The organism is Minwuia sp., assembly GCF_048007105.1.
Lineage (GTDB): Bacteria > Pseudomonadota > Alphaproteobacteria > Minwuiales > Minwuiaceae > Minwuia.
This window is the reverse complement of the sequence record NZ_CP180352.1, coordinates 1,522,488-1,548,042: the sequence shown is the minus strand read 5'-3', so window position 1 is coordinate 1,548,042 and position 25,555 is coordinate 1,522,488. Positions and strand designations below refer to the sequence as shown.

The 25,555-nt window shown below is 64.4% G+C and carries 30 protein-coding genes and 1 pseudogene; 21 read left to right on the top strand and 10 right to left on the bottom strand.

Translation table 11 applies throughout. The annotated features are described in order from the left end of the window. Positions 1–17 precede the first annotated feature (17 nt). The 3 genes from ACMVY4_RS07410 to ACMVY4_RS07400 are packed head-to-tail and all read right to left on the bottom strand — an operon-like array spanning position 18 to position 2,178. Entirely contained in the window at positions 18–929 is a 912-nt protein-coding gene (locus tag ACMVY4_RS07410) for a dihydrodipicolinate synthase family protein (RefSeq protein ID WP_416899528.1), read from the bottom strand. A 2-nt stretch (positions 930–931) separates the two neighbouring features. After that, positions 932–1,396: a YcgN family cysteine cluster protein gene (locus ACMVY4_RS07405; protein ID WP_416899527.1), complete on the bottom strand. Its 465-nt coding sequence runs from the start codon at positions 1,394–1,396 to the stop codon at positions 932–934. After that, complete coding sequence (locus tag ACMVY4_RS07400) at positions 1,393–2,178, bottom strand: LytTR family DNA-binding domain-containing protein (protein ID WP_416899526.1); 786 nt, start codon at positions 2,176–2,178, stop codon at positions 1,393–1,395. The genes ACMVY4_RS07405 and ACMVY4_RS07400 overlap by 4 nt, the downstream gene beginning before the upstream one ends. Positions 2,179–2,324: 146 nt before the next feature. Between ACMVY4_RS07400 and ACMVY4_RS07395 the strand changes: the two genes are divergently transcribed. After that, positions 2,325–3,662, top strand: a complete 1,338-nt coding sequence (locus ACMVY4_RS07395) for an ActS/PrrB/RegB family redox-sensitive histidine kinase (protein ID WP_416899525.1) — start codon at positions 2,325–2,327, stop codon at positions 3,660–3,662. Between the two features lie 34 nt (positions 3,663–3,696). Then, the gene (locus ACMVY4_RS07390; protein ID WP_416899524.1) at positions 3,697–4,275 is read left to right on the top strand and encodes an ActR/PrrA/RegA family redox response regulator transcription factor; all 579 of its coding nucleotides are present in this window, start codon (positions 3,697–3,699) and stop codon (positions 4,273–4,275) included. A 19-nt stretch (positions 4,276–4,294) separates the two neighbouring features. Here the strand turns inward: ACMVY4_RS07390 and ACMVY4_RS07385 are convergent, their stop codons facing one another. Further along, the gene (locus tag ACMVY4_RS07385; protein WP_416899523.1) at positions 4,295–5,506 is read right to left on the bottom strand and encodes a hypothetical protein; all 1,212 of its coding nucleotides are present in this window, start codon (positions 5,504–5,506) and stop codon (positions 4,295–4,297) included. A gap of 164 nt (positions 5,507–5,670) precedes the next feature. Between ACMVY4_RS07385 and ACMVY4_RS07380 the strand changes: the two genes are divergently transcribed. The 14 genes and pseudogenes from ACMVY4_RS07380 to ACMVY4_RS07315 all read left to right on the top strand — a co-directional run bounded on the left by ACMVY4_RS07380 (position 5,671) and on the right by ACMVY4_RS07315 (position 15,842). Beyond that, complete coding sequence (locus ACMVY4_RS07380) at positions 5,671–6,930, top strand: glycosyltransferase family 4 protein (RefSeq protein WP_416899522.1); 1,260 nt, start codon at positions 5,671–5,673, stop codon at positions 6,928–6,930. Between the two features lie 11 nt (positions 6,931–6,941). Further along, positions 6,942–7,589 carry a hypothetical protein gene (locus ACMVY4_RS07375; RefSeq protein ID WP_416899521.1) on the top strand — a complete coding sequence of 216 codons (648 nt, stop codon included), beginning with the start codon at positions 6,942–6,944 and terminating at the stop codon, positions 7,587–7,589. 38 nt (positions 7,590–7,627) lie between these two features. Continuing rightward, the gene (locus tag ACMVY4_RS07370; RefSeq protein WP_416899520.1) at positions 7,628–7,786 is read left to right on the top strand and encodes a hypothetical protein; all 159 of its coding nucleotides are present in this window, start codon (positions 7,628–7,630) and stop codon (positions 7,784–7,786) included. After that, positions 7,783–8,064 (top strand): PqqD family protein, encoded by a 282-nt coding sequence (locus ACMVY4_RS07365; protein ID WP_416899519.1) that lies wholly within the window; start codon positions 7,783–7,785, stop codon positions 8,062–8,064. The genes ACMVY4_RS07370 and ACMVY4_RS07365 overlap by 4 nt, the downstream gene beginning before the upstream one ends. A gap of 67 nt (positions 8,065–8,131) precedes the next feature. Continuing rightward, positions 8,132–8,584, top strand: coding sequence for an SUF system Fe-S cluster assembly regulator (locus ACMVY4_RS07360; protein ID WP_416899518.1), 453 nt, complete (start codon positions 8,132–8,134; stop codon positions 8,582–8,584). Continuing rightward, a complete protein-coding gene (gene sufB, locus ACMVY4_RS07355; protein ID WP_416899517.1) occupies positions 8,584–10,053 on the top strand; it encodes a Fe-S cluster assembly protein SufB in 1,470 nt (489 codons plus the stop codon). Before ACMVY4_RS07360 ends, sufB begins: the two co-directional genes overlap by 1 nt. Positions 10,054–10,063: 10 nt before the next feature. Next, positions 10,064–10,816, top strand: a complete 753-nt coding sequence (sufC, locus tag ACMVY4_RS07350; protein WP_416899516.1) for a Fe-S cluster assembly ATPase SufC — start codon at positions 10,064–10,066, stop codon at positions 10,814–10,816. After that, positions 10,816–12,012 (top strand): Fe-S cluster assembly protein SufD, encoded by a 1,197-nt coding sequence (gene sufD, locus ACMVY4_RS07345; RefSeq protein WP_416899515.1) that lies wholly within the window; start codon positions 10,816–10,818, stop codon positions 12,010–12,012. Before sufC ends, sufD begins: the two co-directional genes overlap by 1 nt. Further along, positions 12,005–13,249 (top strand): aminotransferase class V-fold PLP-dependent enzyme, encoded by a 1,245-nt coding sequence (locus ACMVY4_RS07340; RefSeq protein ID WP_416899514.1) that lies wholly within the window; start codon positions 12,005–12,007, stop codon positions 13,247–13,249. Before sufD ends, ACMVY4_RS07340 begins: the two co-directional genes overlap by 8 nt. 184 nt (positions 13,250–13,433) lie before the next feature. Beyond that, on the top strand, positions 13,434–13,859 hold the full coding sequence (locus tag ACMVY4_RS07335) for a SufE family protein (protein WP_416899513.1): 426 nt from the start codon (positions 13,434–13,436) through the stop codon (positions 13,857–13,859). Positions 13,860–13,871: 12 nt separating this feature from the next. Beyond that, a complete protein-coding gene (locus ACMVY4_RS07330; protein ID WP_416899512.1) occupies positions 13,872–14,267 on the top strand; it encodes an SUF system Fe-S cluster assembly protein in 396 nt (131 codons plus the stop codon). Positions 14,268–14,286: 19 nt separating this feature from the next. Then, entirely contained in the window at positions 14,287–14,679 is a 393-nt protein-coding gene (locus ACMVY4_RS07325; protein WP_416899511.1) for a HesB/IscA family protein, read from the top strand. 181 nt (positions 14,680–14,860) lie between these two features. After that, positions 14,861–15,490: pseudogene (locus ACMVY4_RS07320) on the top strand (TauD/TfdA dioxygenase family protein); the annotation flags it as partial. Next, a complete protein-coding gene (locus ACMVY4_RS07315; RefSeq protein ID WP_416900275.1) occupies positions 15,483–15,842 on the top strand; it encodes a TauD/TfdA dioxygenase family protein in 360 nt (119 codons plus the stop codon). The pseudogene ACMVY4_RS07320 and the gene ACMVY4_RS07315, both read left to right, overlap by 8 nt. A gap of 320 nt (positions 15,843–16,162) precedes the next feature. Here the strand turns inward: ACMVY4_RS07315 and ACMVY4_RS07310 are convergent, their stop codons facing one another. Beyond that, complete coding sequence (locus ACMVY4_RS07310; RefSeq protein WP_416899510.1) at positions 16,163–17,722, bottom strand: trimethylamine methyltransferase family protein; 1,560 nt, start codon at positions 17,720–17,722, stop codon at positions 16,163–16,165. Positions 17,723–17,964: 242 nt separating this feature from the next. On the opposite strand from ACMVY4_RS07310, the gene ACMVY4_RS07305 reads away from it, so the two are divergent. The 3 genes from ACMVY4_RS07305 to ACMVY4_RS07295 all read left to right on the top strand — a co-directional run bounded on the left by ACMVY4_RS07305 (position 17,965) and on the right by ACMVY4_RS07295 (position 20,684). Next, the gene (locus ACMVY4_RS07305) at positions 17,965–18,669 is read left to right on the top strand and encodes a corrinoid protein (protein ID WP_416899509.1); all 705 of its coding nucleotides are present in this window, start codon (positions 17,965–17,967) and stop codon (positions 18,667–18,669) included. Between the two features lie 67 nt (positions 18,670–18,736). Then, positions 18,737–19,372, top strand: a complete 636-nt coding sequence (locus ACMVY4_RS07300; protein WP_416899508.1) for a DUF1638 domain-containing protein — start codon at positions 18,737–18,739, stop codon at positions 19,370–19,372. A 136-nt stretch (positions 19,373–19,508) separates the two neighbouring features. Beyond that, the gene (locus ACMVY4_RS07295; protein WP_416899507.1) at positions 19,509–20,684 is read left to right on the top strand and encodes an ATP-binding protein; all 1,176 of its coding nucleotides are present in this window, start codon (positions 19,509–19,511) and stop codon (positions 20,682–20,684) included. A 23-nt stretch (positions 20,685–20,707) separates the two neighbouring features. Here the strand turns inward: ACMVY4_RS07295 and ACMVY4_RS07290 are convergent, their stop codons facing one another. After that, positions 20,708–21,727, bottom strand: coding sequence for a methyltransferase (locus ACMVY4_RS07290; protein WP_416899506.1), 1,020 nt, complete (start codon positions 21,725–21,727; stop codon positions 20,708–20,710). Positions 21,728–22,017: 290 nt separating this feature from the next. On the opposite strand from ACMVY4_RS07290, the gene ACMVY4_RS07285 reads away from it, so the two are divergent. Then, positions 22,018–22,428, top strand: a complete 411-nt coding sequence (locus ACMVY4_RS07285; RefSeq protein ID WP_416899505.1) for a hypothetical protein — start codon at positions 22,018–22,020, stop codon at positions 22,426–22,428. Beyond that, positions 22,425–23,765, top strand: a complete 1,341-nt coding sequence (locus ACMVY4_RS07280) for a relaxase/mobilization nuclease domain-containing protein (RefSeq protein WP_416899504.1) — start codon at positions 22,425–22,427, stop codon at positions 23,763–23,765. Before ACMVY4_RS07285 ends, ACMVY4_RS07280 begins: the two co-directional genes overlap by 4 nt. Positions 23,766–23,798: 33 nt before the next feature. Here ACMVY4_RS07280 and ACMVY4_RS07275 read toward each other — a convergent pair whose 3' ends face one another. Genes ACMVY4_RS07275 through ACMVY4_RS07260 form a run of 4 tightly spaced genes read right to left on the bottom strand, consistent with a single transcriptional unit; the run spans position 23,799 to position 25,553 of the window. Then, positions 23,799–24,086 (bottom strand): type II toxin-antitoxin system RelE/ParE family toxin, encoded by a 288-nt coding sequence (locus ACMVY4_RS07275; RefSeq protein ID WP_416899503.1) that lies wholly within the window; start codon positions 24,084–24,086, stop codon positions 23,799–23,801. Next, on the bottom strand, positions 24,083–24,397 hold the full coding sequence (locus ACMVY4_RS07270) for a hypothetical protein (protein WP_416899502.1): 315 nt from the start codon (positions 24,395–24,397) through the stop codon (positions 24,083–24,085). Before ACMVY4_RS07270 ends, ACMVY4_RS07275 begins: the two co-directional genes overlap by 4 nt. Next, positions 24,394–25,044: a hypothetical protein gene (locus ACMVY4_RS07265; RefSeq protein WP_416899501.1), complete on the bottom strand. Its 651-nt coding sequence runs from the start codon at positions 25,042–25,044 to the stop codon at positions 24,394–24,396. The genes ACMVY4_RS07270 and ACMVY4_RS07265 overlap by 4 nt, the downstream gene beginning before the upstream one ends. A 2-nt stretch (positions 25,045–25,046) precedes the next feature. Further along, entirely contained in the window at positions 25,047–25,553 is a 507-nt protein-coding gene (locus tag ACMVY4_RS07260) for an antirestriction protein ArdA (RefSeq protein WP_416899500.1), read from the bottom strand. Positions 25,554–25,555 lie beyond the last annotated feature (2 nt).

The following is a 25,555-nucleotide window of genomic DNA, read 5'->3' as shown; positions in this document are numbered from 1 at the left end:
GACGGGCGCCGCTCGTTCTAGATTCCCTCGATCTCGAAGGCGATCTCGTCAAGCGCCTTGAACAGGCGTTCCCGGTCGAGGTCGGAGAGCGCCAGCAGCGGCGGACGGATCATCCGGTTCATGCGGTCGGGGAAATACTTCCGCAGCACCGCCTTCACGCCAGGCACCATCGGCCAGTTCTGCAGCGCCAGACGCTGTGTGGTCAGCTTGGTCTGCTCGATCTCGGCCTGCTTGACGTCGCCGTCCTGCAGCGCGGCCCAGACGCGGCCCGCCTGCTGGCTGGTAACGTTGACGGTGGCCGAGATGCAGCCGGCGCCGCCCTTCAGTCGGATCGGAACCAGCAGTTCCTCGGTCCCGGCATAGACCCGGAACTTCGGGATGCGGGACAGGACGCTCGACATCTTGTCGAAGTCGCCCGAGGAGTCCTTCATGCCGACCACAATGTCCGGCCAGGCGTCATTCATCCGCGCCAGCACCCCCGCGCTGAGCGGGAATCCGACCATCTGGGGGAAGTCGTACATGTGGATTTTCGGCATCTCGCGCCCCAGACGGCGCACGATCTCGACCACGGTCTGGAACAGTCCGTCGTCCGGCGGGTTCTTGAAATAGTAGGGCGGCAGCATCAGCACGTTGCCGAATTCGTGGTCGATCGCCTTCAGGATCAGGTTGACCGTGTCCGGAACGGCAGGCGTCCCGACGCCAAGCATGATGCGGTCCTCGGGCCAGCGCCCCTCAAGTTCCTCGATCAGGGCCAGCCGCTCGTTGACGCCGACGGACGTGCCCTCGCCGGTGGTGCCCATCAGCGCGACGCCGTCGCATCCGTTCTCCAGCAGCCAGTCGACATGGGCGCACAGCGCACCGAAATCGATCGACAGATCCGCATTGAACGGCGTGACCGATGCCGCCCAGACCCCCTCACGTGCGATCATGCTCAAGGCTCCCCGTCCAGCACGTGGTTTTCCAGATCGGCATCCGCCTCGTCCTCGGTCACGACCCGGCCGCGGACGGAGATCCCGGCACGATGGACACTGTTCGCGTCGCCGGTGATCAGGGGATGCCATTCCGGTAATTCCCCTCCTTCATCCAATAACCTGTATGCACAGGTCGAGGGAAGCCATTGCAGTTCCCCGACGTTCTCGGGACCCAGCGATATACAGTCCTCTACCTTCTCGAAGCGGTTCGGATAGTCGCTGCATCGGCAGCTGTGGCAGTCCAGCAGGCGGCAGGCGACATTGGTGAAGACGATCTCGTCGGTGTCGATGTCCTGCAGCTTGTAGAGGCAGCACTTGCCGCAGCCGTCGCACAGCGCCTCCCACTGTTCGTTCGTCATGTCGGCAAGCCCGACTGTCTCCCAGAACCGGCTCTCCCGGAGGCGGCGGGGGGCGATGCGCTTCATGCCAGCCACCCCGCATCGCGCACGCCGGACATGAAGGTGCGGCTGACCGGCGCCTCGACGCCGTTCTTCAGCTTCAGGAAGACCTTGCGGTCGCGGCGGACGACATCGGCCAGACCGGCCCGCGCCACCCACCAGGAACGGTGAACCTGCAGGCCATCCAGGCCGTCCAGTTCGGCGATGGCGTCGCTCATGCGGTGCAGGATCAGATCGCTCCCGGTTGCGGTATGGACGCGGATGTAGTGGTCCTCAGCTTGCAGCGCATAGAGATCGCGCCCGAGCGCGACGGGCACGCGCCGGAAGAAGGCTTCCCCCGAGGCCTGCCCTTCCGTCGCGGAGGCGGCCGCATCGATCGCGTCCTCATCGCGGCGGCGGCGGATGAAGTACCAGCTGACAGGCACCATCACCGCGGCGCAGAGAACCAGCACCTGCGGATAGAGGGAGAGGAAACCGATCTCGTCCATGACATGCGGCCGGAACCGGCTTTCCAGCCACAGCACCTCGAAGGTCGCGGGCACTGCGCCCAGGAAGGACGCGCCGAGATTGACCACCCAGAAGCGGTCCCAGGTGAACAGCTGCACCAGCGCCAGCTGGATCAGCCGGAGCTGCAGCCAGTTCACGATGACGATGAAGCCCCAGTACTGCACGCGCTCCAGCCCCGACAGCTCGCCGAACGTGCCGAACGGGCCGATCAGCGCCATCAGGCCGAAGACGGCAAGGACGATCGCCGCCTCCACCGCCAGCGCGGCGCGGTCGTGCCTTTCCGGAAGCGGGATCTGGGTCATGCCGACATCGAGGAAGTTTCAACTGATCCGTAGCGGCGGCGGGTGACGGCCGGCGCAACGGGCGGACATTACTTATCCCGGCACGACAATCCAACCGGCAGCGCTTTCGGCGTGACTGGCGCAGCTTTGGCCGTTATCGAAGCCGCATGGCTCGACACCTGCTGGAAGAGGAAGATCTTTTCGTCGCCTCGTCCGGGCCCGGCTCCGCCAGCCCCGGACGCGTCAGGCTGCGCACGCTGGTCGTGGTGCGCTGGATCGCCGTTATCGGGCAGATGTTCTCGCTTCTGCTGGTGCGGTACGGGCTCGGCTTCGAACTGCCCATTCTGCCCTGCGCCATCACCGTCCTCGCCTCGGCGGTGCTGAACGGCATTCTCGCGATCCAGTACCCGACCACGGCGCGCCTTTCGAACCGGGGCGCGACGCTGTTCCTGGCCTACGACCTGCTGCAGCTCTGCGCGCTGCTCTACATGACCGGCGGACTGACCAACCCTTTCGCGATCCTGATTCTGGTGCCGGTGGTGATCTCCGCGACGATCCTGTCCGCCGGCAGCACATTCCTGCTCGGCGCGCTGGCGCTGCTGTTCTCGATCCTGCTGGCCTTCTGGCACCTGCCGCTGCCCTGGGCGCCGGACCGGCTGGACCTGCCGGTGCTCTACCGCAGCGCGATCTGGACCGGTCTGGCGCTGGGGATTGTCTTCATGTCGGTCTATGCCGGCCGTGTCGCCTTCGAGACGCGGCGCATGTCGGATGCGCTGATGGCGACACACGAGGCCCTGGCGCGGGCCCAGCAGCTCAGCGCCGTCGGCGGGCTGGCGGCCTCGGCGGCGCACGAACTGGGCACGCCGCTCGGCACCATCCATCTGGTGGCCAAGGAGATGGCGCGCGACATGCCGGAGGACTTCGAATACCGCGAGGATCTGGAGCTTCTGGTCACCCAGGCCGAACGCTGCCGGGGCATCCTGAAGGAGCTTTCCCACTCGCCGGGCGATGGCGACGACGCCTTCAAGCTGACCACGCTGACAGGGCTGGTCGAGGCAGCGGTGGAGCCCTACCGGGCCTTCGGCGCCCGCATCGAGGTGCTGCCGCAGACCGGCCATCCGCCGACCGTCTACCGCAGCCCGGAAGTCCTGCACGGTCTGTCGAACTTCGTCGAGAACGCGATGGACTTCGCAAGAAGCGGCGTCCGGGTCGAAATCTACTGGGACCAGCCGGAGATCACGGTGTTCGTCGACGACGACGGTCCGGGCATCCCACTGGACGTGCTGAAGACCCTCGGCGAGCCCTACAGGACCTCTCGGCCGGAGACCGGCGGCATGGGGCTGGGCGTGTTTATTTCCAAGACTCTACTTGAATACTCGGGCGCGAGGGTGCAATTCGCAAACCGGAGCGAGAATAACCGCATTGCAGGCGCCCGCGTTGCCATTCACTGGCCGCGTGGCATTATTGACCCATCTCGCGACTCGCCAGGCCTCGGCGGCGCCTGAGCCAACAAGAAGAACCAACAAAGGACCCTGTAGCATGACTGACCAGACACCTTCCGGCGAAACCGGGCAGATCGATCTGGAAACCCTCGACGACCGTTCGCTGCTGATCATCGACGACGACCGCCCGTTCCGGCAGCGCCTGGCGCGCGCCATGGAGAAGCGCGGCTTCGACGTCGAGGCCGCGGAATCCGTCGAGGAAGGCATGGCGCTGGTGCGGGAGATCCATCCCGCCTTCGCCGTGGTCGATCTCAGGCTGGAGGACGGCAACGGCCTCGACATCGTCTCGGTCCTGCACGAGGTCCGGCCGGAAGCGCGCGTCGTGATGCTGACCGGCTACGGCAACATCGCCACGGCCGTCGCGGCGGTGAAGGAAGGCGCGATCGACTATCTCGCCAAGCCGGCCGACGCCGACGATGTCGCCAAGGCGCTGCTGGTGATCGATGGCGAACGTCCCGCGCCGCCGGAGAACCCGATGTCGGCCGACCGGGTCCGCTGGGAGCATATCCAGCGGGTCTACGAACTCTGCGGACGCAATGTCTCGGAGACGGCGCGGCGGCTGAACATGCACCGCCGGACGCTGCAGCGCATCCTGGCCAAGCGTTCGCCGCGCTAGACGGCTTTCCCCACGACGGTCAGGCGACCCTGGCGTTTCGCGCCTGGGCGGTCAGCAGCGCGTCGATGTGGCGGCCCTGATAGAGGTTGATGCCCAGGCTGCGGCCGTAATCCACCGCGCGGTGGTCGTCGCAGCGGCAGAGCACGATCCGGGTCGGCCCGATATGCTGCACGGCCTTGACCAGATGCTCGTGCTGCGGCCCCTTCGAATCCCAGGTGTCCGGGGTCCAGACCAGCTTCTGGAGATCGAGCTTCAGCATCTTCTTCTCGATCAGCGGCGCCGTCAGATTGGTGACACCATCGAGACAGACCCGGTAACCGCGGTCGCGCACGAAATCACGCGCGAAGGCGAAGCCGGAGAAATCCGCGAACAGGTCGGCCGGCTGGAACTCGAGCACCACGGTCTTGCGGGTCACGGCGCGCAGCTTCTGATCGAACTCCAGGAACTGCGGCGACATCACCGTCTCGACATTGATGTTGATCGACGTCGACAGCGGGATCGACGCCTCGATATCGGGCATGGCGCGAAGGATGCGCTGGTCCAGATACTGCGTCAGATAGCTGAAGAGCGGTGCGCTCGCAGCCAGATCGACCGTCGGCATGACCTGCTTGCGCAGATCGGCGATGGAGACGAAGAGCTCGTTGAAGACCGGACGCGCCTCGTTGTCGGCGGTCAGGGCGCAGACAGGCTGCCGCCGCAGCAGCGAGGAGATGTCCATCGAGGCCAGCTGCTCGACCAGACGGCCGAGATTCTCCGGACGCAGCGGCACGAGCGACTTCTTGCGCTGCGGCTGCGGGCTCTCGGCGGCGCGGCGGAGTTCGATCTGACGCTTCTGCAGCGCGATCTCCTTCAACCGCCGTGCAATGGAAAGGAATTCCGCATAGTCGGCGGACAGATCGTAGAAGGAGATCAGCCGGCCCTCGTCCTGCATCACAGGATCGCCTGACGCGAAGAGATGCTTCAGCTTCTCGATCTCGGGTTCCAGGTCCGCATAGGACGCGCCCTTGGAGATCAGCACCTGATCGCCATTGTCCAGTTCGAACAGGTAGGCGTCGAACCGCTTGATCGCAGCCGTGAAGGTCGCCGCGGCCATGCGCAGCTGCCGTTCGGTGCGGTTCGCCGGCTTCAACCGCGAATAGTGCATGTGCAGCGCCGTCCGCCCGTCGGCGTGACGTTCCAGACGCTCCACGAAGTCTACGAGGCGGTTCTCCTGGTCGATGCGCGCTTCCATGCTGCGCCGGTCTCCGATTGAAATGAGCGGGTCGATATTCGCGGTCTGCACGAGATACTGTCACGCCAGCGTTTGAATTTCGGTTAACGCGCGCTTTCCGCCATTGACCTCGGCTCCGATGGCCTTATCCCATGACGGGGCGGCGAGCGTAGCGCGAGGGTTTCATGCGGGTTCTCTTTCTTCACAACAACTTCCCGGCACAGTACCGGCACGTGGCGACGCGCCTGGCGCAGGAGGGCGGACACCAGCTCGTCTTCGGGACGCAGGCGAAGAACGGGGAGATCCCCGGGGTCGCCAAGGCCTATTACAAACCGTCGCGCGAGGTGCGGCAGGAAACCCACCACTATGTCCGGAATCTGGAATCGGCGGTTCTGAACGGCCAGGCCGTCTACCGCATGTGCATGGAACTGAAGAAGCGTGGTTTCGCGCCCGATCTGGTCTGCGGCCATTCAGGCTGGGGCCCGACGCTCTACGTCAAGGACGCCTTCCCCGACACGAAGCTGATTTCCTACTTCGAATGGTACTACCACGCGCACGGCACCGATGCGGACTACCTGCCGGACAACGAGATCTCCCACGACGACGAATGCCGCATCCGCACCCGGAACGCGGCCATTCTGATGGATCTGGCGCATTGCGACTGGGGCCTGTGTCCGACCATCTTCCAGCGCGACCAGTTCCCGAAGATCTTCCACAACAAGCTGACCGTGCTGCATGACGGCGTCGACACCGACTTCTTCAAGCCCGACCCGGACGCGGTGATGAAGGTCGGCGATCTCGACCTCTCAGGCGCGAAGGAGATCGTCACCTACGCCACCCGCGGGATGGAGCCCTATCGCGGCTTCCCGCAATTCGTCGAGGCGGTGGCGAGGCTGCAGAAGACGCGGCCGGACATGCACGCCGTCATCGTCGGTCAGGACCGCGTCGCCTATGGCCGCAAGCTGCCGGACGGCAAGACCTTCAAGCAGAAGATGCTGGAGGAGACGGAGCTGGACCCGTCGCGCATCCACTTCACCGGGCTGCTGCCCTATGGCGACTATCTGAAGGTGCTGCAGGCGAGCCATGCGCATGTCTACATGACCGTGCCGTTCGTGCTGTCGTGGTCGCTGATCGAGAGCATGGCCGCTGGCTGTCTGATCGTCTCCTCCGACACCGAGCCGGTGCGGGAGGTGATCAAGGATGGCAAGCAGGGCCTGCTGGTCGATTTCTTCGATGTGGACCAGCTGGCCGAGCGCATCGCCGAGGCGCTCGACAACCGCGAGAAGCTGGCGCCGCTTCGCAGCGCGGCCCGCGATGTCGTCCTGAAGAAATACGCGCTGAAGGACACGCTGCCCAGGCAGGTGCGGCTGCTGAAGGAGATCGCGGCTGGCAACATGCCGCCCACTCTGACACCGCCCAAGGCCCCGCGCCGCGGCAAGCGGTAAGGTGCCGGGCGGTGCCGGATATCGCGTTCGCCACCCCCGCCGGACCCGTCGAGGTCACCGGACTGACGCCTGATTTGTTGCAAGCCTTCCGCGCGCAGGCGCCGGACTGGCCGGAGGCCGATGGCGGCGATCCCATCGGCGAGGTCACCGTCGCCCCCGATCCGGGCGGCTGGCGTTTCGTCTCGTCGAACTATGACGCCCCCGATTTCGTCTTCGACCCCGGCCTGGGCGCAGGCAACGGGCTGATCGGCTGTCTGATCCACAGCTTCGTCGCGGCCTCGCCCGGCTCGATCGCACTGCATGCCGGCGCGGTCGAGACGGAGGACGGCTTGACGGTGCTCGCCGGGGACATGATGGCGGGGAAGTCCACACTGACACTGGCGCTGGCCGCGCTCGGTCACCGCGTCTGGTGCGACGACCGGCTGCCAGTCGAGAACAAGGACGGTGGCTTCAGCGGAACGGCGCTCGGGCTCCGGCGAAACTTCGCTGGCCGCCACCGCCGAAAGCGCCGACCCCGTTCCTCGACTTCATTGCCCGGCGCGAAGGATTGTCGGAAGGCGGCATGCGCTACGTCGCGCTTCAACCGGCGGAGAGCGCCGCCCATGGCGCCGCGCTGCCGATCCGCCGGATCCTTCTGCTGGACCGGGACGATGGGCTGAAGACCGACATCGCGGACGCCCCGCTCGGCGAGACAGTGATGCGGCTGGCAGGCTGCACCTTCGCGCCGCATCTGGGCCCTGTCGGCCTGCTGGAGCGGCTGCGTGAACTCTGCACCGCCGCCGAACGCCACATCATCCGTTATGGCGACAGCTTCGAGGCCGCGGCCCTGATCCATCGCCGCTGGAGCACGTCATGACACGGCTGGCGCGCGGCGAGGAGCTGTCGGTGACAGAAATGGACGGCGACCTGTTTCTGGTGCGCGCAGCAACAGGGGAGATCTGGCATCTCGACCCCATGGCGGCCGCCATCTGGAATGCGCTGGACACGCCTGCGGATCGGGACGAACTGCTCGACCTGTTCGCCGAGGCATTCCCGGAAACGCCCGGAGACACGCTCGCCGCCGACCTGGACCGGGCGCTCGTGAACATGATCGATGGCGGGCTTGTCCGGGAAACAGGACCGGAATCATCTTGATTTATCGGCTGAACCCGATAGATAGAGGACTGGAACGGTTCTATATCTGAGAGTCACTCTTAACACCATGATGCGGCTGAGCAAAATGACCGACTACGCGGTGGTGATGATGGTCCACATGGGTCAGACACCGGGCCGCGTGTTCGCCGCCAGCCAGATCGCCGACGATACCGGCGTCGCCCAGCCGACTGTGGCGAAGCTGCTGAAGGAACTGACCCGCGGCGGCCTCCTGACCTCCATCCGCGGCGTCAATGGCGGCTACGTCATCGACCGGGCGCCCGACGACATCTCCGTCGCCGAGGTGGTCGAGGCGCTGGAAGGGCCGATCGCCCTGACCGCCTGCGTCGATGGGGCCGACGACAACTGCACCGTTGAATCGCTCTGCGGCATGCGTGGTAACTGGAATAAAGTTAACAGTGCAATTCGCACGGCGCTGGAGGGGGTGAGCCTGGCCGACATGGCCCTGCAGCCGATGACATTCCCGGCGCCGAAAGAACTCGCGACAGAGGAGCACGCCTGATGGCTGCAACCGCCGAAACCGTCAAGCAGGTCCAGAGCTTGGGCGAGCGCTACAAATACGGCTTCTCCACCGACATCGACATGGAGCTGGCGCCGAAGGGGCTGGACGAGGACATCATCCGCCTGATCTCGGCCAAGAAGGAAGAGCCTGACTGGTTGCTGGAATGGCGGCTGAAGGCCTATCACCGCTGGCTGAAGATGCCGGAGCCGGGATGGGCCTATGTCGACTTCCCGCAGATCGACTATCAGGACGCCTACTACTACGCGGCGCCGAAATCCCAGGACAAGCCGAAGAGCCTGGACGAGGTCGACCCCAAGCTGCTGGAAACCTACGAGAAGCTCGGCATCCCGCTGCGTGAGCAGGAAGTGCTCGCCGGCGTCGAGGGCGCGCCGAAGGTGGCCGTCGACGCGGTCTTCGACAGCGTCTCCGTCGGCACCACCTACAAGAAGCAGCTCGAGGAGAAGGGCATCGTCTTCTGCCCGATCTCCGAGGCCGTGAAGACGCATCCCGAGCTGGTGAAGAAGTATCTCGGCTCGGTCGTGCCGCCCGCGGACAACAAGCATGCCTGCCTGAACTCGGCCGTCTTCACCGACGGCAGCTTCGTCTACATCCCCAAGGGCGTCCGCTGCCCGATGGAGCTCAGCACCTATTTCCGCATCAACCAGGAAAACACCGGCCAGTTCGAGCGCACGCTGATCATCGCCGACGAGGGTTCCTACGTCAGCTATCTGGAAGGCTGCACTGCGCCGATGCGCGACGAGAACCAGCTGCACGCCGCGGTGGTCGAGCTGATCGCGCTGGACGACGCCGAAATCAAGTATTCCACGGTCCAGAACTGGTATCCGGGCGACGAGGACGGCAAGGGCGGCATCTACAACTTCGTCACCAAGCGGGGCGCCTGCCGCGGCCGCAATTCCAAGATCTCCTGGACCCAGGTCGAGACCGGCTCGGCGATCACCTGGAAGTATCCGAGCTGCATCCTGCAGGGCGACAATTCGGTGGGCGAGTTCTACTCGGTCGCCATCACCAACAACCGCCAGCAGGCCGACACCGGCACCAAGATGATCCACATCGGCAAGAACACCAAGTCGATGATCATCTCCAAGGGCATTTCGGCCGGCAAGGCGCAGCAGACCTATCGCGGGCTGGTGCGCATCCAGCCGGGCGCCGAGGGTGCGCGCAACTACACGCAGTGCGACTCGCTGCTGATCGGCGACACCTGCGGCGCGCACACCGTGCCCTACATCGAATCGAAGAACGCCTCGGCCCGCGTCGAGCACGAGGCGACGACGTCGAAGATTTCCGACGACCAGCTCTTCTACTGCCGCCAGCGCGGCCTCTCCGACGAGGAGGCGGTGGCGCTGATCGTCAACGGCTTCTGCCGAGAGGTGATGCGCGAACTGCCGATGGAGTTCGCCGTCGAGGCCACGAAACTGGTCGGCATCAGCCTCGAAGGCTCTGTGGGATAAGGACGACACAATGCTGAAGATCGAGAACCTGCATGTCGATGTCGACGGCAAGCGCATCCTGAAGGGCATCGACCTGGAAGTGCCGGCCGGCGAGGTGCACGCCATCATGGGGCCCAATGGCGCGGGCAAGTCGACCCTGTCCTACGCGCTGGCCGGCCGCGACGGCTACGAGATCGCCGAGGGCTCGGCGAGCTTCAACGGCCACGACCTGCTGGACATGGCACCGGAGGAGCGCGCCTCCGCCGGCCTGTTCCTGGGTTTCCAGTACCCGGTCGAGATCCCGGGCGTCGCCACCATGACCTTCCTGAAGACGGCCGTGAACGCGGTGAAGAAGCAGCGCGGCGAGGAGGAGCTCTCGGCGCTGGAGTTCATGAAGCTGATCAAGGCAAAGGCTGCCGACCTGAAGATCGATCCGGAGATGCTGAAGCGTCCCGTCAATGTAGGCTTCTCCGGCGGCGAGAAGAAGCGGAACGAAGTGCTGCAGATGGCGGTGCTGGACCCGAAGTTCTGCGTTCTGGACGAAACCGATTCCGGCCTGGACATCGACGCGCTGAAGATCGTGGCCGACGGCGTCAACGCCCTGCGCAATCCCGAGCGCGGCATGCTGGTCATCACCCACTACCAGCGCCTGCTCGATCACATCGTGCCCGACAAGGTGCACATCCTGGCCGACGGCAAGATCGTGAAGTCCGGCGACAAGACCCTCGCCCTCGAACTCGAGGAAAAGGGCTACGCGGCCTTCGGGATCGAGAAGGCGGCCTGATGACGGACGCGCTGGATATCCTGCTGAAGGGCGCCGGCGACAGCGCCGCGGCGGCGCGCCTGCGCCAGAGCGGCCTGCCGACGCCTAAGCTGGAGGACTGGAAGTTCACCAGCCTGCGCCCGCTGGAGAAGTTTCTGGCGGAGGGCGGCACAGCCGGGAAGCCGCTCGACGTGCCTGCTCCGCTGGCCGAAGGCGCGGCGCAGATCGTCATCCGCAACGGGCGGCTGGAAAGCGCGCCACATGACGTTAACGGCGTTTCAGTTAACAGTACTGATACAGCTACCGAACCGCGCGAAGGCTCTGCGGTCGCCGACATGGTCGCAGCCCTCGCCGGCGGCGCGCTCGGTCTGGCCATCGAGCGCAATGCGGTCATCGACAAGCCTGTCGAACTGGTCTTTCTCTCCGACGGATCGGCCGGTCCGGCGCAGCATGTCTCGGTCGCCATCGACGCGGGCGAGAATTCCGAAGCGCTGCTGATCGAGCGCCATCTGGGCGATGGCGGTTATCTGAACGCGCAGGCCGTCACCGTGACGCTTGGCCAGAACGCGCGCCTGCGCCACATCAAGGTACAGGACGAGAGCGCGGCCGGTTTCCATCTGGCCGATCTCGACGCAACGCTCGGCCGCGACGCCAGCTATCACCGCTTCATCCTGTCGCTCGGCGCGCGGCTGGCCCGCGATGAGGTCCACGCCACCTGCGCCGGAGAAGGTGCGGAACTGCGGCTACTCGGCGCCTATGCGGGCGCTGATGAGCAGCATCTGGACCACACGACGCGCATCGATCATGCGGTACCGCGCACGACCAGCCACGAAGTCTACAAGGGCGTACTCGACGACAGCGCCCGCGGCGTCTTTCAGGGCGGCGTTCTGGTCCGGCCCGACGCACAGAAGACCGACGGTCACCAGATGAACAAGGCGCTGCTGCTCAGTCCGAAGGCCGAGATCGACAGCAAGCCCGCGCTAGAGATCTACGCCGACGACGTGAAGTGCAGCCACGGCGCGACGGCGGGCGAGATCGAGGCAGATCAGCTTTTCTATCTCCGCGCCCGCGGCATCCCCGACAAGGACGCCCGCGCCCTGCTGGTGCAGGCCTTCCTGGACGAGATCTTCGACGACATCCGCAACGAGGACCTGCGGGAGGCTCTGATTGCCCGCTTGCACGCGAAGCTGGACCGGGAGGACGGCGCCCGTGGCTGATACGCTGAAGAACAGCACCGCCTACGACGTCGACGCCGTCCGCCGCGACTTCCCGATCCTGTCGGAAAAGGTCTACGGCAAGCCGCTGGTGTTCCTCGACTCCGGCGCCAGCGCGCAGAAGCCGCGGCAGGTCATCGACGCCATGTCGGCCTGCATGGAGCGGCAGTATTCCAACGTGCACCGCGGCGCGCACTACATGTCGGCGGCAACCACTGACGAGCACGAGAAGGCGCGCGAGACCGTCCAGAGGTTCGTGAACGCCGAACACCCGGAAGAGATCATCTTCACCGCCAACGTCACCATGTCGATCAACCTGGTGGCGCATGCCTGGGGCCGCGCCTTCCTGAAGGCCGGCGACGAGGTGATCATCTCGGAGATGGAACACCACGCCAACATCGTGCCCTGGCAGATGCTGGCCGAAGCGACCGGCGTGAACCTGAAGATCGCGCCCATCGAGGATGACGGCTCATTCCGGCTGGAGCGCTTCGCCGAACAGCTGACGGACCGCACGAAATTCGTCTCCATCACCCACTGCTCCAACGTGCTCGGCACCCGCGTGCCGGCGAAGGAAGTTGTGAAGCTGGCCCATGACGCCGGCGCGAAAGTGATGATCGACGGTGCGCAGGGCATCGTGCACGGCCCGGTCGATGTCCGCGATCTGGACGTCGATTTCTACGGCTTCACCGCGCACAAGCTCTACGGCCCCAGCGGCCTGGGCATCCTCTACGGCAAGCTGGATCTGCTGGAAGCGATGCCGCCCTTCCTCGGCGGCGGCGAGATGATCGACAAGGTCAGCTTCGAGAAGACGACCTATGCGAAGCCGCCCTTCCGCTTCGAGGCCGGGACGCCGGCCATTGTCGAGACCATCGGCCTGGCCGCGGCCATCGATTACGTTTCCGACATAGGCCACGACGCCATCAGAGCGCACGAGCAGTCGGTACTGGACTACGCCACCGAGCGCCTTTCGGCCATCGAGGGCGTGCGGCTGATCGGCACCGCGCCGGACAAGGCGGCCATCGTCTCCTTCCTGGTGGATGGGACGCACCCGCTGGACGTCGCGACGATCCTGGACCGCCAGGGCGTCGCCTGCCGCGTCGGCCACCATTGCGCCGAACCGCTGATGGACCGCCTTGGCGTCATCGGCACGGTCCGCGCCAGTTTCGCCATGTACAACACGCTGGCCGAGGTCGACGTGCTGGCCGAAGCCATCGAGAAGGCGAAGAGGATGCTGGCCTGATGGGCTGCAGGACGCGATCCACACTGCCTTCCCCCCTTGAGGGGGAAGTGACCGCGGAGCGGTCGATGGGGGGTGAGGCCGCAGGCCATTTCGGCTTCGCCGATTCACCCCCACCCTTGCCCTCCCCCCTCAAGGGGGAGGGAACATCAGCCGCGGCTTCATGTTCAAATCGGGAGCGTTTCTGATGGCGCGCGCGGAATACGAGGAATTCGCCGAGACGCTCGACGCGCTGGACGACGAGGACATGCGCTTCGAATACATCCTCGACCTGGCGAAGGCGCAGGACAGGGAAGGCTTCCCCGAGGCATGGATGACCGACGAGAATCTGATGCATGGTTGCATGTCGAGGGTCTGGATCGTCCATGACAAACAAGGGGATGCGCACTACTTCAAGGGTGCGTCGGAAGCGGCCATCGTGAAGGGGCTGGTCCACATGATGACCCGCTCCTTCTCCGGGCTCACCGGCCAGGAGATCGCGGAGTTCTCCGTCGAAGATGTCCGCCGGCTCAACCTCGGCGCGCTCACCTTCCAGCGGCAGGTGGGCATGATGGCGATGCTGAAGCACATGCAGAAACTGGCCGGGCGCGCCCCGGCGGAAAACGAGGCCTGAAACGAGATGTCGATGAACGGATCCCCGGGACTGCAGCATTTCATGATGGGCGAGGCGCCCCAGGACGTCGTCGCCTATGCCGGCGAGCGCCAGGACGGGCTCACCCAGGTGGACGGCGAGAAGGTCGTCCACCAGTTGAAGACGGTCTACGACCCGGAAATTCCGGTGGACATTTACGAACTCGGCCTCATCTACAGGCTCGACTGCAAGGAAAACGGCGACATCGACATCGACATGACGCTGACCGCGCCGGCCTGCCCCGTGGCCGAGGAGATCCCGCAATGGGTCGCCGACGCGGTGGCCCGGACCGAGGGCGCCGGACAGGTGATGGTGCAGCTGGTCTTCGAACCGCCGTGGACGCCCGACCGCATGTCGGACGAGGCCCGGCTCGAACTGGACATGTTCTAGGAAAGAAGGAGGCGACGGAATGTTTGGCGCCCCTGGAGGCAAACCGATCCTCACGGTCAGCGACCGTGCGACGAAACAGGTCAAGGCGCTGATGGCGCGGGCCGAGAAGAAGGGCGAGAACCCGCTGGGCGTGCGCGTCGGCGTGAAGTCCGGCGGCTGCTCCGGCATGACCTACAATGTCGAATACGCCACCGAGCAGAAGAAGTTCGAGGAAGTGGTCGACGCCGACGGCGTGAAGGTCTTCATCGACCCGACCGCGACGATGTTCCTGCTCGGCGCGGAGATGGACTACGAGGAGACCCGCTTCCGCTCCGGCTTCACCTTCGCCAACCCCAACGAGGCCGACCGCTGTGGCTGCGGCGAAAGCGTGAGCTTCAAGATCGGCGAAGACGGCAAGCCCGTTACGGCGTAAGGCCGGACTGGCCAGCCGCACAGTCGACACCCCGGACCTGATCCCGGGCCTTGGGGCGGCGACTTCAACCGATTTCGCATACGATTGACCGCTGCACCGGATCCCGGCTCGGGGGCCGGGATGACGTTGATGGCTTGCGCCCAGGTGGCGCAAACCGGTCAATCGTCATCTTCAAGCCAGTATGGCTAACCTCGGCATAGCTCCGCCCCCGTCCATTCGGGTAAAATGCGCGCCGGGAGGACCTGCCATGCCTGACTACAGCCACATCACCGTCAAGCCGATCACCGGCGTGCTCGGCGCCGAGATCGAGGGCGTCGACCTGACGAAGCCGTTCACCGATGCCGCTCTGGCCGAGGTCAAGACCGCCTTCGCCGAGCACGGCGTCATCGTCTTCCGCGACCAGCCGATGTCGATCGAGGACCAGAAGCGCTTCACGCGCGCCTTCGGCGAATTCGGCTTCGAGCCCTATGTCGAGACCATGCCCGAGCACCCGGAAGTCATCGAGGTGCTGAAGGAGGCGAGCGAGCACGGCAAGAATTTCGGCGGCAGCTGGCATTCCGACTGGAGCTTCCAGGAGACGCCGCCCATGGCGACCATCCTGCATGCCAAGGAAATCCCGCCCTATGGCGGCGATACCTGCTTCGCCAACATGTATGTCGCCTACGAGACGCTCTCGCCCGGCATGCGCGACCTGCTGGACGGTCTGAACGTGGTGCATTCGGCCCGTCGCCCCTACGGCGTCGACAACAAGCTGTTCGGCACCGAAAAGCGGGCCATGAAAATCATCAACACGGAAGAAGCGCATGCCGAACTGGTGCATCCGGCGGTCCGCACCGTGCCGGAGACCGGCCAGCAAGGCGCTGTTCGTCAACCCGGTCTATTCCATCCGTTTCGAGGCCATGACCGAGGCCGAGAGCCGACCGCTGCTGGACTTCCTGCACGCCCACGCGACGAAGATCGACTTCACCTGCCGCGTCCGCTGGCAGCCGGGCACGTTGACCATGTGGGACAACCGCTGCGTCCAGCACAACGCCATGAACGACTATCACGGCCATCGCCGCCTGCTGCACCGGACGACCGTCAAGGGCGAGCGTCCGTGGCTCGTGGGCCGGGCGCCGGTTTCCAGCATCGAATCTGTGCCGGCCGAGGTTGCCGCAGGGTAACGCGAATCACCCCTCAGGCGATTCGCGTGCCGCAGCATGGTGTTGGCCAAAGGTTCCGGTCTGTTCCGGGAAAGAGATTCAAATCTGTTCTCATCCGGTGACCGCCACTGGTGCCCGGCGATCCCGCTTCGTTCGCATCTGCACGCGAATCACAGCTGTGGGACCTCCCCCATCGAGGGGGAGGGAACTCCGGATCAAGCCCGGGATACGTCAGACATGGTTCACCGGTCGTCCGGTCCCTTGAATCCGAACGCGTCGCGCATTTCCTTGTTGTAGAGCCGATCCACCGCCCCGGCCGCCGTCGTCCCGGCGTGTCCCCTTCAGGTGAAGGCGTCGGGCATCGAATCCTTCTTCTGGCGGATGAAGGCGCCCAGCGCCTCGTCGATGCCCTGGTCCAGCGGCGGCGCCTGGAAGTCGGCCAGCCACTTCCGGACCAGCTCGTTGGCGCGCTGCTCGATCCGCTTCTCGCCCTCGGCCAGCCACTGCTCGTAGGAATTGTTGTCGGCCAGCGGCGAGCGGTAGAAGGCGGTCTGGAAGTTCGCCTGGGTGTGGGCGCAACCGAGATAGTGGCTGCCGGGCCCGACCTCGCGCATCGCGTCCAGCGCCTGCCCGTTCTCGCTGAGGTCGTAGCCCTGCGAGAAGCGCTGCAGCATGGCCAGCTGGTCGCAGTCCATGACGAACTTCTCGTAGGACGACACCAGCCCGCCTTCCAGCCAGCCGGCGGCATGCAGCACGAAATTGACGCCCGCCATCATGGTCGGGTTCAGCGTCGACAGCGTCTCGTAGGCCGCCTGCGCGTCCGGCGCCTTGGAGCCGCAGAGGCCGCCGCCGGAGCGGAACGGCACGCCCAGCCGCCGCGCCAGATGCGCCGCGCCGTAGAGCACCAGCGCCGGTTCCGGCGTGCCGAAGGTCGGCGCGCCCGACTGCATCGAGATCGAGCTGGCGAAGCTGCCGAAGACAACCGGCGCGCCGGGGCGGCAAAGCTGGGCGAAGGCCATGCCGGCCATCGCCTCGGCCAGTGTCTGGGTCAGTACGCCGGCCGCCGTCACCGGGGCCATGGCGCCGGCCAGGATGAAGGGGCTGATCACGGTCGCCTGCCCGGCCCGGGCGTAGGTCTTCAGCGCCCCCAGCATGGTTTCGTCGAAGACCATGGGCGAGTTGGCGTTGATCAGGTTGATCAGGACGCAGTTGTTGTCGACGAAGTCGTCGCCGAAGACGAGCTTCGCCATGGCGATGGAATCCGCGGCGCGTTCGGGATGCGTCACCGAGCCCATGAAGGGTTTGTCGGAGTAGCGGATATGGCTGTAGACCATGTCCAGGTGGCGCTTGTTCACCGGCACGTCGACCGGTTCGCAGACGGTGCCGCCCGAGTGGTGCATCGCCGGCGCCATGTAGGCCAGCTTCACGAAATTGCGGAAATCCTCGATCGTCGCATAGCGCCGTACGCCGTCCAGATCGCGGACGAAGGGCGGACCGTAGACCGGCGCGAAGACCGTGTGGTCGCCGCCGATCTCGACCGAGCGTTCGGGGTTGCGCGCGTGCTGGGTGAACTGGGCCGGCGCCGTCTTGATCAGCTCTCGGCAGAGACCTTTCGGAAACCGGACCCGAACGCCGTCGATGTCGGCGCCCGCGTCGCGCCACATCTCCAGCGCCTCAGGATCGTCCCGGAACTCGATGCCGATCTCTTCCAGGATCAGGTCGGCATTGTGCTCGATCAACTCGACGCCTTCGTCGGAGAGCACTTCGTAGGGCTTCAGCTTCCGCGTGATGAAACGGTAGCTTTCCATCGCGCCGCCGAGCCGGGCGCCACGCCGGGCCTCCGCGCCGCCGCCGCCGCGCCGCCCGCGGCGCCGGCCTGCCTGTTCGTCCGCACCGCTCATCAGATCGTCTCCACGGCATCCCTGTTCTGACCGTCAATTAGATTGCCGTCATTGCCGGGGCTTGTCCCGCTGCGTCACGCAAAGGCCGCGGCGGGAACAGGACAACGCCGACGCCGTCGCAATTGCGTCGTGGCGGAGTCGCAATCGTCGGATCATGGTTGCACAGGTTTCTGCGATATCTGGCACCATGTTGGGGCGCGGAGGGATCTGCGCCCGATGCGTATTCAGGGAGCACCTGACCGATGGCCGACGAAGAAGAAGACATCGTCCTGTCCGAACTGGATGACGAGGAACTCGTCCAGCAGATGATGGACGACCTCTATGACGGCCTGAAGGAAGAGATCGAGGAAGGCGTCCAGATCCTGCTCGGTCGCGGCTGGTTGCCCTATGATGTGCTGACCAAGGCGCTGGTCGAGGGCATGCGCATCGTCGGCATCGACTTCCGGGATGGCATCCTGTTCGTGCCCGAAGTGCTGCTGTCCGCCAATGCCATGAAGGCCGGCATGACCATCCTTCGCCCGCTGCTCGCCGAGACCGGCGCGCCGAAGATGGGCAAGGTGGTCATCGGCACGGTGAAGGGCGACATCCACGACATCGGCAAGAACCTTGTCGGCATGATGCTGGAAGGCGCCGGGTTCGAAGTCGTCGATCTGGGCATCAACAACCCGGTCGAGAACTATCTCGAGGCGCTGGAAGAGCACCAGCCTGAGATTCTCGGCATGTCGGCGCTGCTGACGACGACGATGCCCTACATGAAAGTCGTCATCGAGGCGCTGAAGGAACGGAACATCCGGGACGATTACATCGTTCTGGTGGGCGGTGCGCCGCTCAACGAGGAGTTCGCGGACGCCATCGGCGCCGACGCCTACTGCCGCGATGCGGCGGTGACGGTCGAGATGGCCAAGGACTTCATTGCCCGCCGGCACAATCAGCGCGCGGCGGGATAGAAACGGCTTGCGGCGTCCCGCACCGACGCTGCAACGAAGGAACGCCTCTGGCGTCACGGAGACCGACATGCCTGACACGGCACCCGGCCGGCGCGGACCCGACCTGAGCGGGGCTGCGGCGGAACGCACACTTATCATCGCCTGCGGCGCGCTCGCCCGCGAGATCGGCGGCATCATCGGCCGCGGCGCCATGGGGCACGTCGCGCTGAAGTGCCTGCCCGCCAGCCTGCACAACACGCCCGACCGTATTCCGGACGCCGTCCGCGAGGCGGTCATCCAGGCGCGCGATACCTATGGGCGGGTGCTGGTCGGCTACGCCGATTGCGGCACCGGCGGCGCACTGGACAAGGTCTGCGCCGAACTGGACGTCGAGCGGATTCCCGGACCGCACTGCTACAGCTTCTTCACCGGCAATGCGGACTTCGCGAAACAGGCGGAGGACGAGTTCACCAGCTTCTACCTGACCGATTTCCTGGCCCGGCAGTTCGACACCATCGTCATCAGGTCGCTGGGTCTGGACCGGCATCCGGAATTGCGCGACGACTATTTCGGCCACTACGAGAAGCTGGTCTATCTGGCGCAGACCGACGACCCCGAACTGACGGCGAAGGCCGAAGCGGCCGCCGTCCGGCTGGGCCTGGCCTTCGAACGCCGCCAGGTCGGACTCGGCGACCTCACCGCCTTCGTCGAGGATGCCGGCTGAACCCTGCAACCCCGGCTGGCCATGCCACTCGACTCTTTCGCGAAAATGACCGGCGCGTTAGCCTGTTGAAAAGGATTCGCAGCGTATTCCGGGCATGCTGTCGGACAGGTCGTCCGGCCAGACAGGACCGACCGGCATGAGCAAGATGGACCAGATGGACAATCGGGGACGCGGTGACCAGACGGTGTCGCGCGCGACCGACGACCGTGGCGAAGTCTTCGCCGAGGCGCTGGAGAACATCTCCGAGGCCATCGTCATCTATGACGCGGACGGGCTTCTGGTCGCCTGCAACCGCAATTTCCGTGATCTCTACGGCTATACCGAGGCCGAGGCGGCGCCGGGCGTGCATTTCGCCGAGCTGGGCCGGATCGACGTGGAGCGCGGCAATGTCGTCGTCGGCGACCAGTATGGCGGCGGCGAGGCTTACCTGGCCCGCAAGGCCGAGTACCGCAAGCGGCTGACCGGTTCCTTCATCGTCCGGCTGAGCGACGGCCGCTGGATCAAGACCACGGACCGGCCAATGCGACGCGGCGGCTTTGTCAGCGTCCAGGTCGACGTGACCGACATGAAGCGCGCCGAGGAGGAACTGATCGAGGCCAAGGAATCGGCCGAGGCGGCCTCCCGCCAGAAGTCGGAATTCCTTGCCAATATCAGCCACGACCTGCGCACGCCGCTGAATTCCATCATCGGCTTCTCGGACATGATGCTTTCCGAGGCCTTCGGGCCGGTCGGGCACGAGAAATACCGGGAGTATGCGGAATCGATCCAGTTCAGCGGCAGGCTGCTGCTGTCGCTGGTGGGCGACATTCTCGACACCGCCAAGATGGAAAGCGGCAATCTGGACCTGAGCCCGACCGACCTGGACCCGGTCGCGCTTTCCGGACAGGTCGCGCGGAATTTCGAGCCCGCCACGCTGGAGAAGGGCCTCACCCTGGACGTGGCCGCGGAACCGGATTTTCCGGCGACCGTACGCGCGGACGAACGGGCGCTGACGCAGATCCTCAACAACCTGCTGTCCAACGCCTGCAAGCACACGCCCCAGGGCGGTTCGGTCAGCATCCACTGGTCGCGCCTCGAGGACGGGCTGGTGGAACTCGCGGTCTCCGACACCGGACCCGGCATGCCGGCGGCGCTGGCCGAGCGGCTGGGCGAGCCGTTCCTGCACGACGCGGCCTATGTCGCCGACGGCGAGCGCGGGACGGGCCTCGGCCTCTATATCTGCAAGAAGCTGGCGCAGGCGATGGACGGCGCGATCTCGATCGAGGCCTCGCCCGAGACCGGCACCACTGTCCGGGTCGCCTGGCCCGGCTGACCCCGCCGCCCGCCGCGGCCCCGTCAGCGCAGCCGACCCTCGACCACCCCCATCATCGGATTGGCCGCGTAATGCGTCGTCACCGGCTCCCAGCCGGCGCGGTCCATGATCGCCATGTATTCCTCGGCCGTGCGCTCGCGGCCGGTGCCCCAGCACATCATGTGGATGTCGAACAGCTTCGCGAAGTGCGGCTCGCCCGGCCCCGGCACGACGTGTTCCATCACCATGAGACGCGCGCCGGAGGCCGCCTGCGCCGCGGCGTTCTGCAGGATGCTCACGCATTCGTCGTCATCCCAGTCGTGCAGGATCATCTTCATGCAGTAGGCGTCGGCGGCCGGGGCGGCCTCGAACATGTCGCCGGGCACGAACTCGACCCGGTCGGCCACGCCCAGCGACGCCGCCCAGAGCTTCTCCGGCTCGTCCAGCACCTCGGGGCGTTCCAGCACCATGCCCTTCAGATGGCCGTGCGCCGCGACGATGCTGCAGAGCATGTGGCCGCGGCCGCCGCCGATGTCGCAGATCGAGCCGACGCCGGAGAAGTCGTAGTCCTTCAGCGCCTCCAGGACGAGCGAGGTCTGCAGGCCGGAATAGCTGCTCATGGCGGCGTCGAAAACCTGCGCGTAGCCCTCGTCGGTGTTCGCGTGCTCGAAGGCGTGCCGTCCGAACTCGCGGTCGAAGGCGTTCTGCCTGCCGTCGCGGATCATGTCCGGCAGATGGGTCCAGATCGCGTAGTGCTCCGGCCCCTCTTCCAGCAGCGTCATGCCGCGCATGCTCTCGGGATGATCCGACTGCAGCAGCCGGCCGGCATCGGTGACAGCGAAGCTGCGCGCACCGTCCTCGTCCAGCAGGCCGATGGCGGACAGCGCCCGCATCAGCCGGTAGGTCAGCGCCGGGTCGAGCGACAGTTCGCCCGCCACCGCCGCCGCGTCGCGCCTTGCGTCGCCCAGCGCATCGAAGATCCCGAGCCGCGTCCCCGCATGCAGGATCTGACTGCGCCAGCGCCCGAAAATGAGATCGCCCACAAGTTCTGCCGGATCGCCCATAACCCCCTCCATTGGCATTTCCCGCCGCCGGCCGGACTGTCAGCGTCACGCTGTCCCTCCGGCAACCGGAGGAGATTAACTGTTCCGGAGAAGCCGCAAAAGCCGATCACTCCGACCGGAGCAACTGCGGGAAGGAAACAAGGGCGGTAATTGGCGCGCCTCGAAGGAGACACTTCGAACCGCCTTTTCGACATTCTGACCGAATGGGAAACCCAACTCCAGAACCTGCCACAAGACGAAATCAGGGAACTATTGGGTACTGACTTGCCCGATGCGGAAGGACCGTCACCATGACCCGCTCCGCCTTCAACCACGCATCTGGCGCAGTGCAGAAGCCGTCTCGCCCTACTCCGTTCTCGATCAGGCTGACAGCGGATGAACGTGCCTGGCTGGAGCAGAAAGCGGGCAACAAGCCGCTTGGCACGTATATCCGTGATCGTCTCCTTCGGAGGCACGCGGCAAGCCGAAGAGAAGTTCGTAGCCCGAAGCCTGACTATGCAATGCTCGGCAAAGTGCTTGCTGCGTTGGGGCCGTCTGATCTGGCAACATGCATCTGCATGATGGCAAAGCTGGCTGAGCGCGGCTCGTTACTTGTTGATGACGAGTGCGCCGAAAGCCTCCAGCGTGCCTGCGCGGATATCAGTGCGATGCGCTTGATGCTTGTTCGCGCCCTCGGCCTCAAGCCGGACGGTGATCTATGATACTCGTCGGCAATCAGCGCGGTGGCGCGAAGGATCTCGCCCGGCATCTCATGAGCCAGGACAATGAACATGTCACGGTGCATGAGCTGCGCGGCTTTGTTGCCGATGATCTGGATGGTGCATTCACAGAGAGCTACGCAATCAGCCGTGGAACGAAGTGCAAGCAGTTCCTGTTCTCTCTGAGCCTCAATCCACCAAAAGAGGCTGAGGTCAGCACGGCGGACTTCGAAGCAGCAATAGATCGTGCAGAAGCCAAACTCGGGCTAACGGGTCAGCCGCGTGCAGTGGTTTTTCATGAGAAGGAGGGACCGGGCGGCATGCGCCGCCATGCCCATGCCGTCTGGAGTCGGATCAAGGCCGATGAGATGAAGGCTGTGCAGATGTCTCACTCCCATCACAAGCTGATGGATGTGAGCCGCGAGCTTTATCTGGAACATGGCTGGAAGATGCCGCGCGGTATGGCGGATCAAAAGAATCGCGATCCGCTCAACTACACGCTTGAGGAATGGCAGCAATCCAAACGGGCGGCCCGCGATCCCAAAGAGATCAAGGCGGCCATGCAGGATGCCTGGGCGATCTCAGATTCAAAGACAGCCTATGCGAATGCGCTTCAGGAACGCGGTTTCTGGCTCGCCAAAGGTGATCGGCGGGGCTTTGTCGCCATCGACCATCAAGGGGAGGTGTACAGCCTGTCTCGCTATACAGGCGTGAAGGCCAAGCAGCTTCGCGAACGGCTTGGCGACGAAGACAAGCTGTCGAGTGTCGAAGATGCATCGAAGCGCATGGCGAAGGCCATGGCGCAGAAGATGGAGCGCTTTCAGGATGAACTCACAGCCAGACAGGATGCCGAGAAACAACGATACGAAACGCAGCGTGTGGAATTGGTGGAGCGTCAACGCGCGGAGCGGATGGCACTATCAACCGCTCAAGCCCAGCGGGAGGTATCGGAACATCAGGACCGGCAGGCGCGGCTTCGAAGGGGCGTGCTGGGTCTATGGGATCGCCTGACAGGCGCACGCAAACAGACGTTGGAATCAAATGCGCTCGAAGCCGATCTGGCGCGGCAACGGGATCAGCAAGAACGAGACAAACAGGTCTTCGCGCAAATTCAGCAACGGCGGGAGATGATTGAAGCCAGCAGGAAAGAACGCGATGCGGTGCAAGAGACAGCGCGTGAGCTCACTGCGGATCATGTCCGATATCGAGAGCTGTCTGGCGCAGAGCCAGAACCGCCGAACAAATCCGCTGAGCGAGAGGCGAGACGACAAGAATTCGAGAAGTCTCGCCAGCCTGCTACCAATCCAGAGGTAGGCAGAGGACCATCATTGGAACGGTAGGGGTAACTTGGCGCATCTGTGACGGGTGAGACTTCAGAGCCTTGCTTCGCGTCCATGCCAGACGCGGATGACAGCAAGTGTGTCCGACGGCTCGTCCACGCGGTAGCGCAGCACATAGGCGCTCTTGCCGAAGGGAACGAATAGCTGCCGCTCTGGCTGTCCTCCCATCTTCACGCCTATGTATGGATTGTCGAGAAGGAGAGAGATGCCTTCATCAATGGCAAGCATGGCCTTCTGCGCTGCGATAGCGTCCTTCTCGATCAAAAAGTCATAGAGCCTGTCGATGTCTTCCACTGCCTCAGGCAGGAAGACAAACTTCATTGAGGCTCCGACCTGGCTGAGGCTTCGGCCGCAAGGCCGCGTAGCTTGCTGCGCACCTGATCGAATGGGACAGCACTGCCGCTCTCGACAAAGCGTTGCCAACGCTGCTCATCTTCGGTGCGTTCGGCCTGTGAGCGCTCGATGTCGTCGGCGTAAGCCGTCAGCAGTTTCTCGGTGAACGATTCAAGCGTTTCACCGGCTTCTTCGGCCAAGGCGAGAAGACGCTGCTGGAGCTTTTCGTCTGCGCAAACTGTTTGTCCTGTTTGGTCTTTCATATGTTTAGAATACCACATTCCTGCCGCGAATTTCAATCTTCGCGGGCCCTTGCCCGCTCGCGGTATCCAGCGCCGATCTCCAGCAAATCGCCTTTCAGTTCCCGCTCAAGATAGGCGCTCAGGATCATTGTCAAAAAGTCATCGACGCCAAGACCCGTAGCCGGATCGGCATGAACGCCCAGAAAGCTGCGATAGCCGGTTTCGCTGAAAAATGGCTTGTCCCAATCCACGGCATGGATCGCAAAGCCAAGCCAGTGCGAGTGACTGGCGATACCCAGCATCCCGTGCATTTCGATCTCAACCGGAACATTGGCCAAGGTGAGATTGAAACGTCCGCACTGTCCCCACAGTGGAACCTCGCCAACTGGCGCGGCTGTGCGGTCCATCAACACATTGCCCGGAGCCTCTGGCCCGGCAAGGATGCCGGGCTGGTGATCGTTCAGCTTCTGCGCAAGCAACCGCGCTTCGTGTCTCAACCGGGTGATGTTTGGGATATCAGCCTTCTTCATGGCGATGTCATGGGCAACCAGCAGGGCCGCGTAGAACGGGATTGCTTCTCCCATGCTGCTGGGTAGATGTGCAGTCTCACGTTCGAACATGCGCTGCCGATTCTGCTGATGCGTGTCTGCAAGCAGGGTGTCAAAGCCAAGCTGGTTGGAATCCGTGTGTTTGGTTCTGGTCATGGTCATGCGCTCCTGTAGATGAAGCGCCGACCGGCGATATTGGTTTCGGCGTAGTCGACTGAAAGATCGCGGGCGATGGCATCCAGATCGATGTAGTTCGCGAGATGCTCGGGGATGTCACCAAACAGGCCGTCTTCGACAAACTGCTCGGCTAGCTCGCGCATGGTGTCGATCTCGTAGAGGTCGATATCCAGATCATCCGGGTCGTCGTGCTCCAAATCAAAGGGATTGCCGATCTCCCGCTCTGAGATGATCACGCGGATTTTCTGATCCTCGGTCCAGCCATCTTCAGCATCAAAGTAAGCAGTGATGGTTGCCTGATTGACTTCCAGAGCACTCGCCAGCGCTGCGTCGATCAGCTCGCCGTCGATGAACTGGATCTCGTACTCCTCGACCGGCATGCCGTAGCGGTTCACGTGTCCGGCTGATTGCCTGCGGTAACTCTCCGCATCCTCGAAATAGAAGCCCTTGGCGTTGATGTCGTAGGGTTGGGCGTAGAAGGTGCTCATGG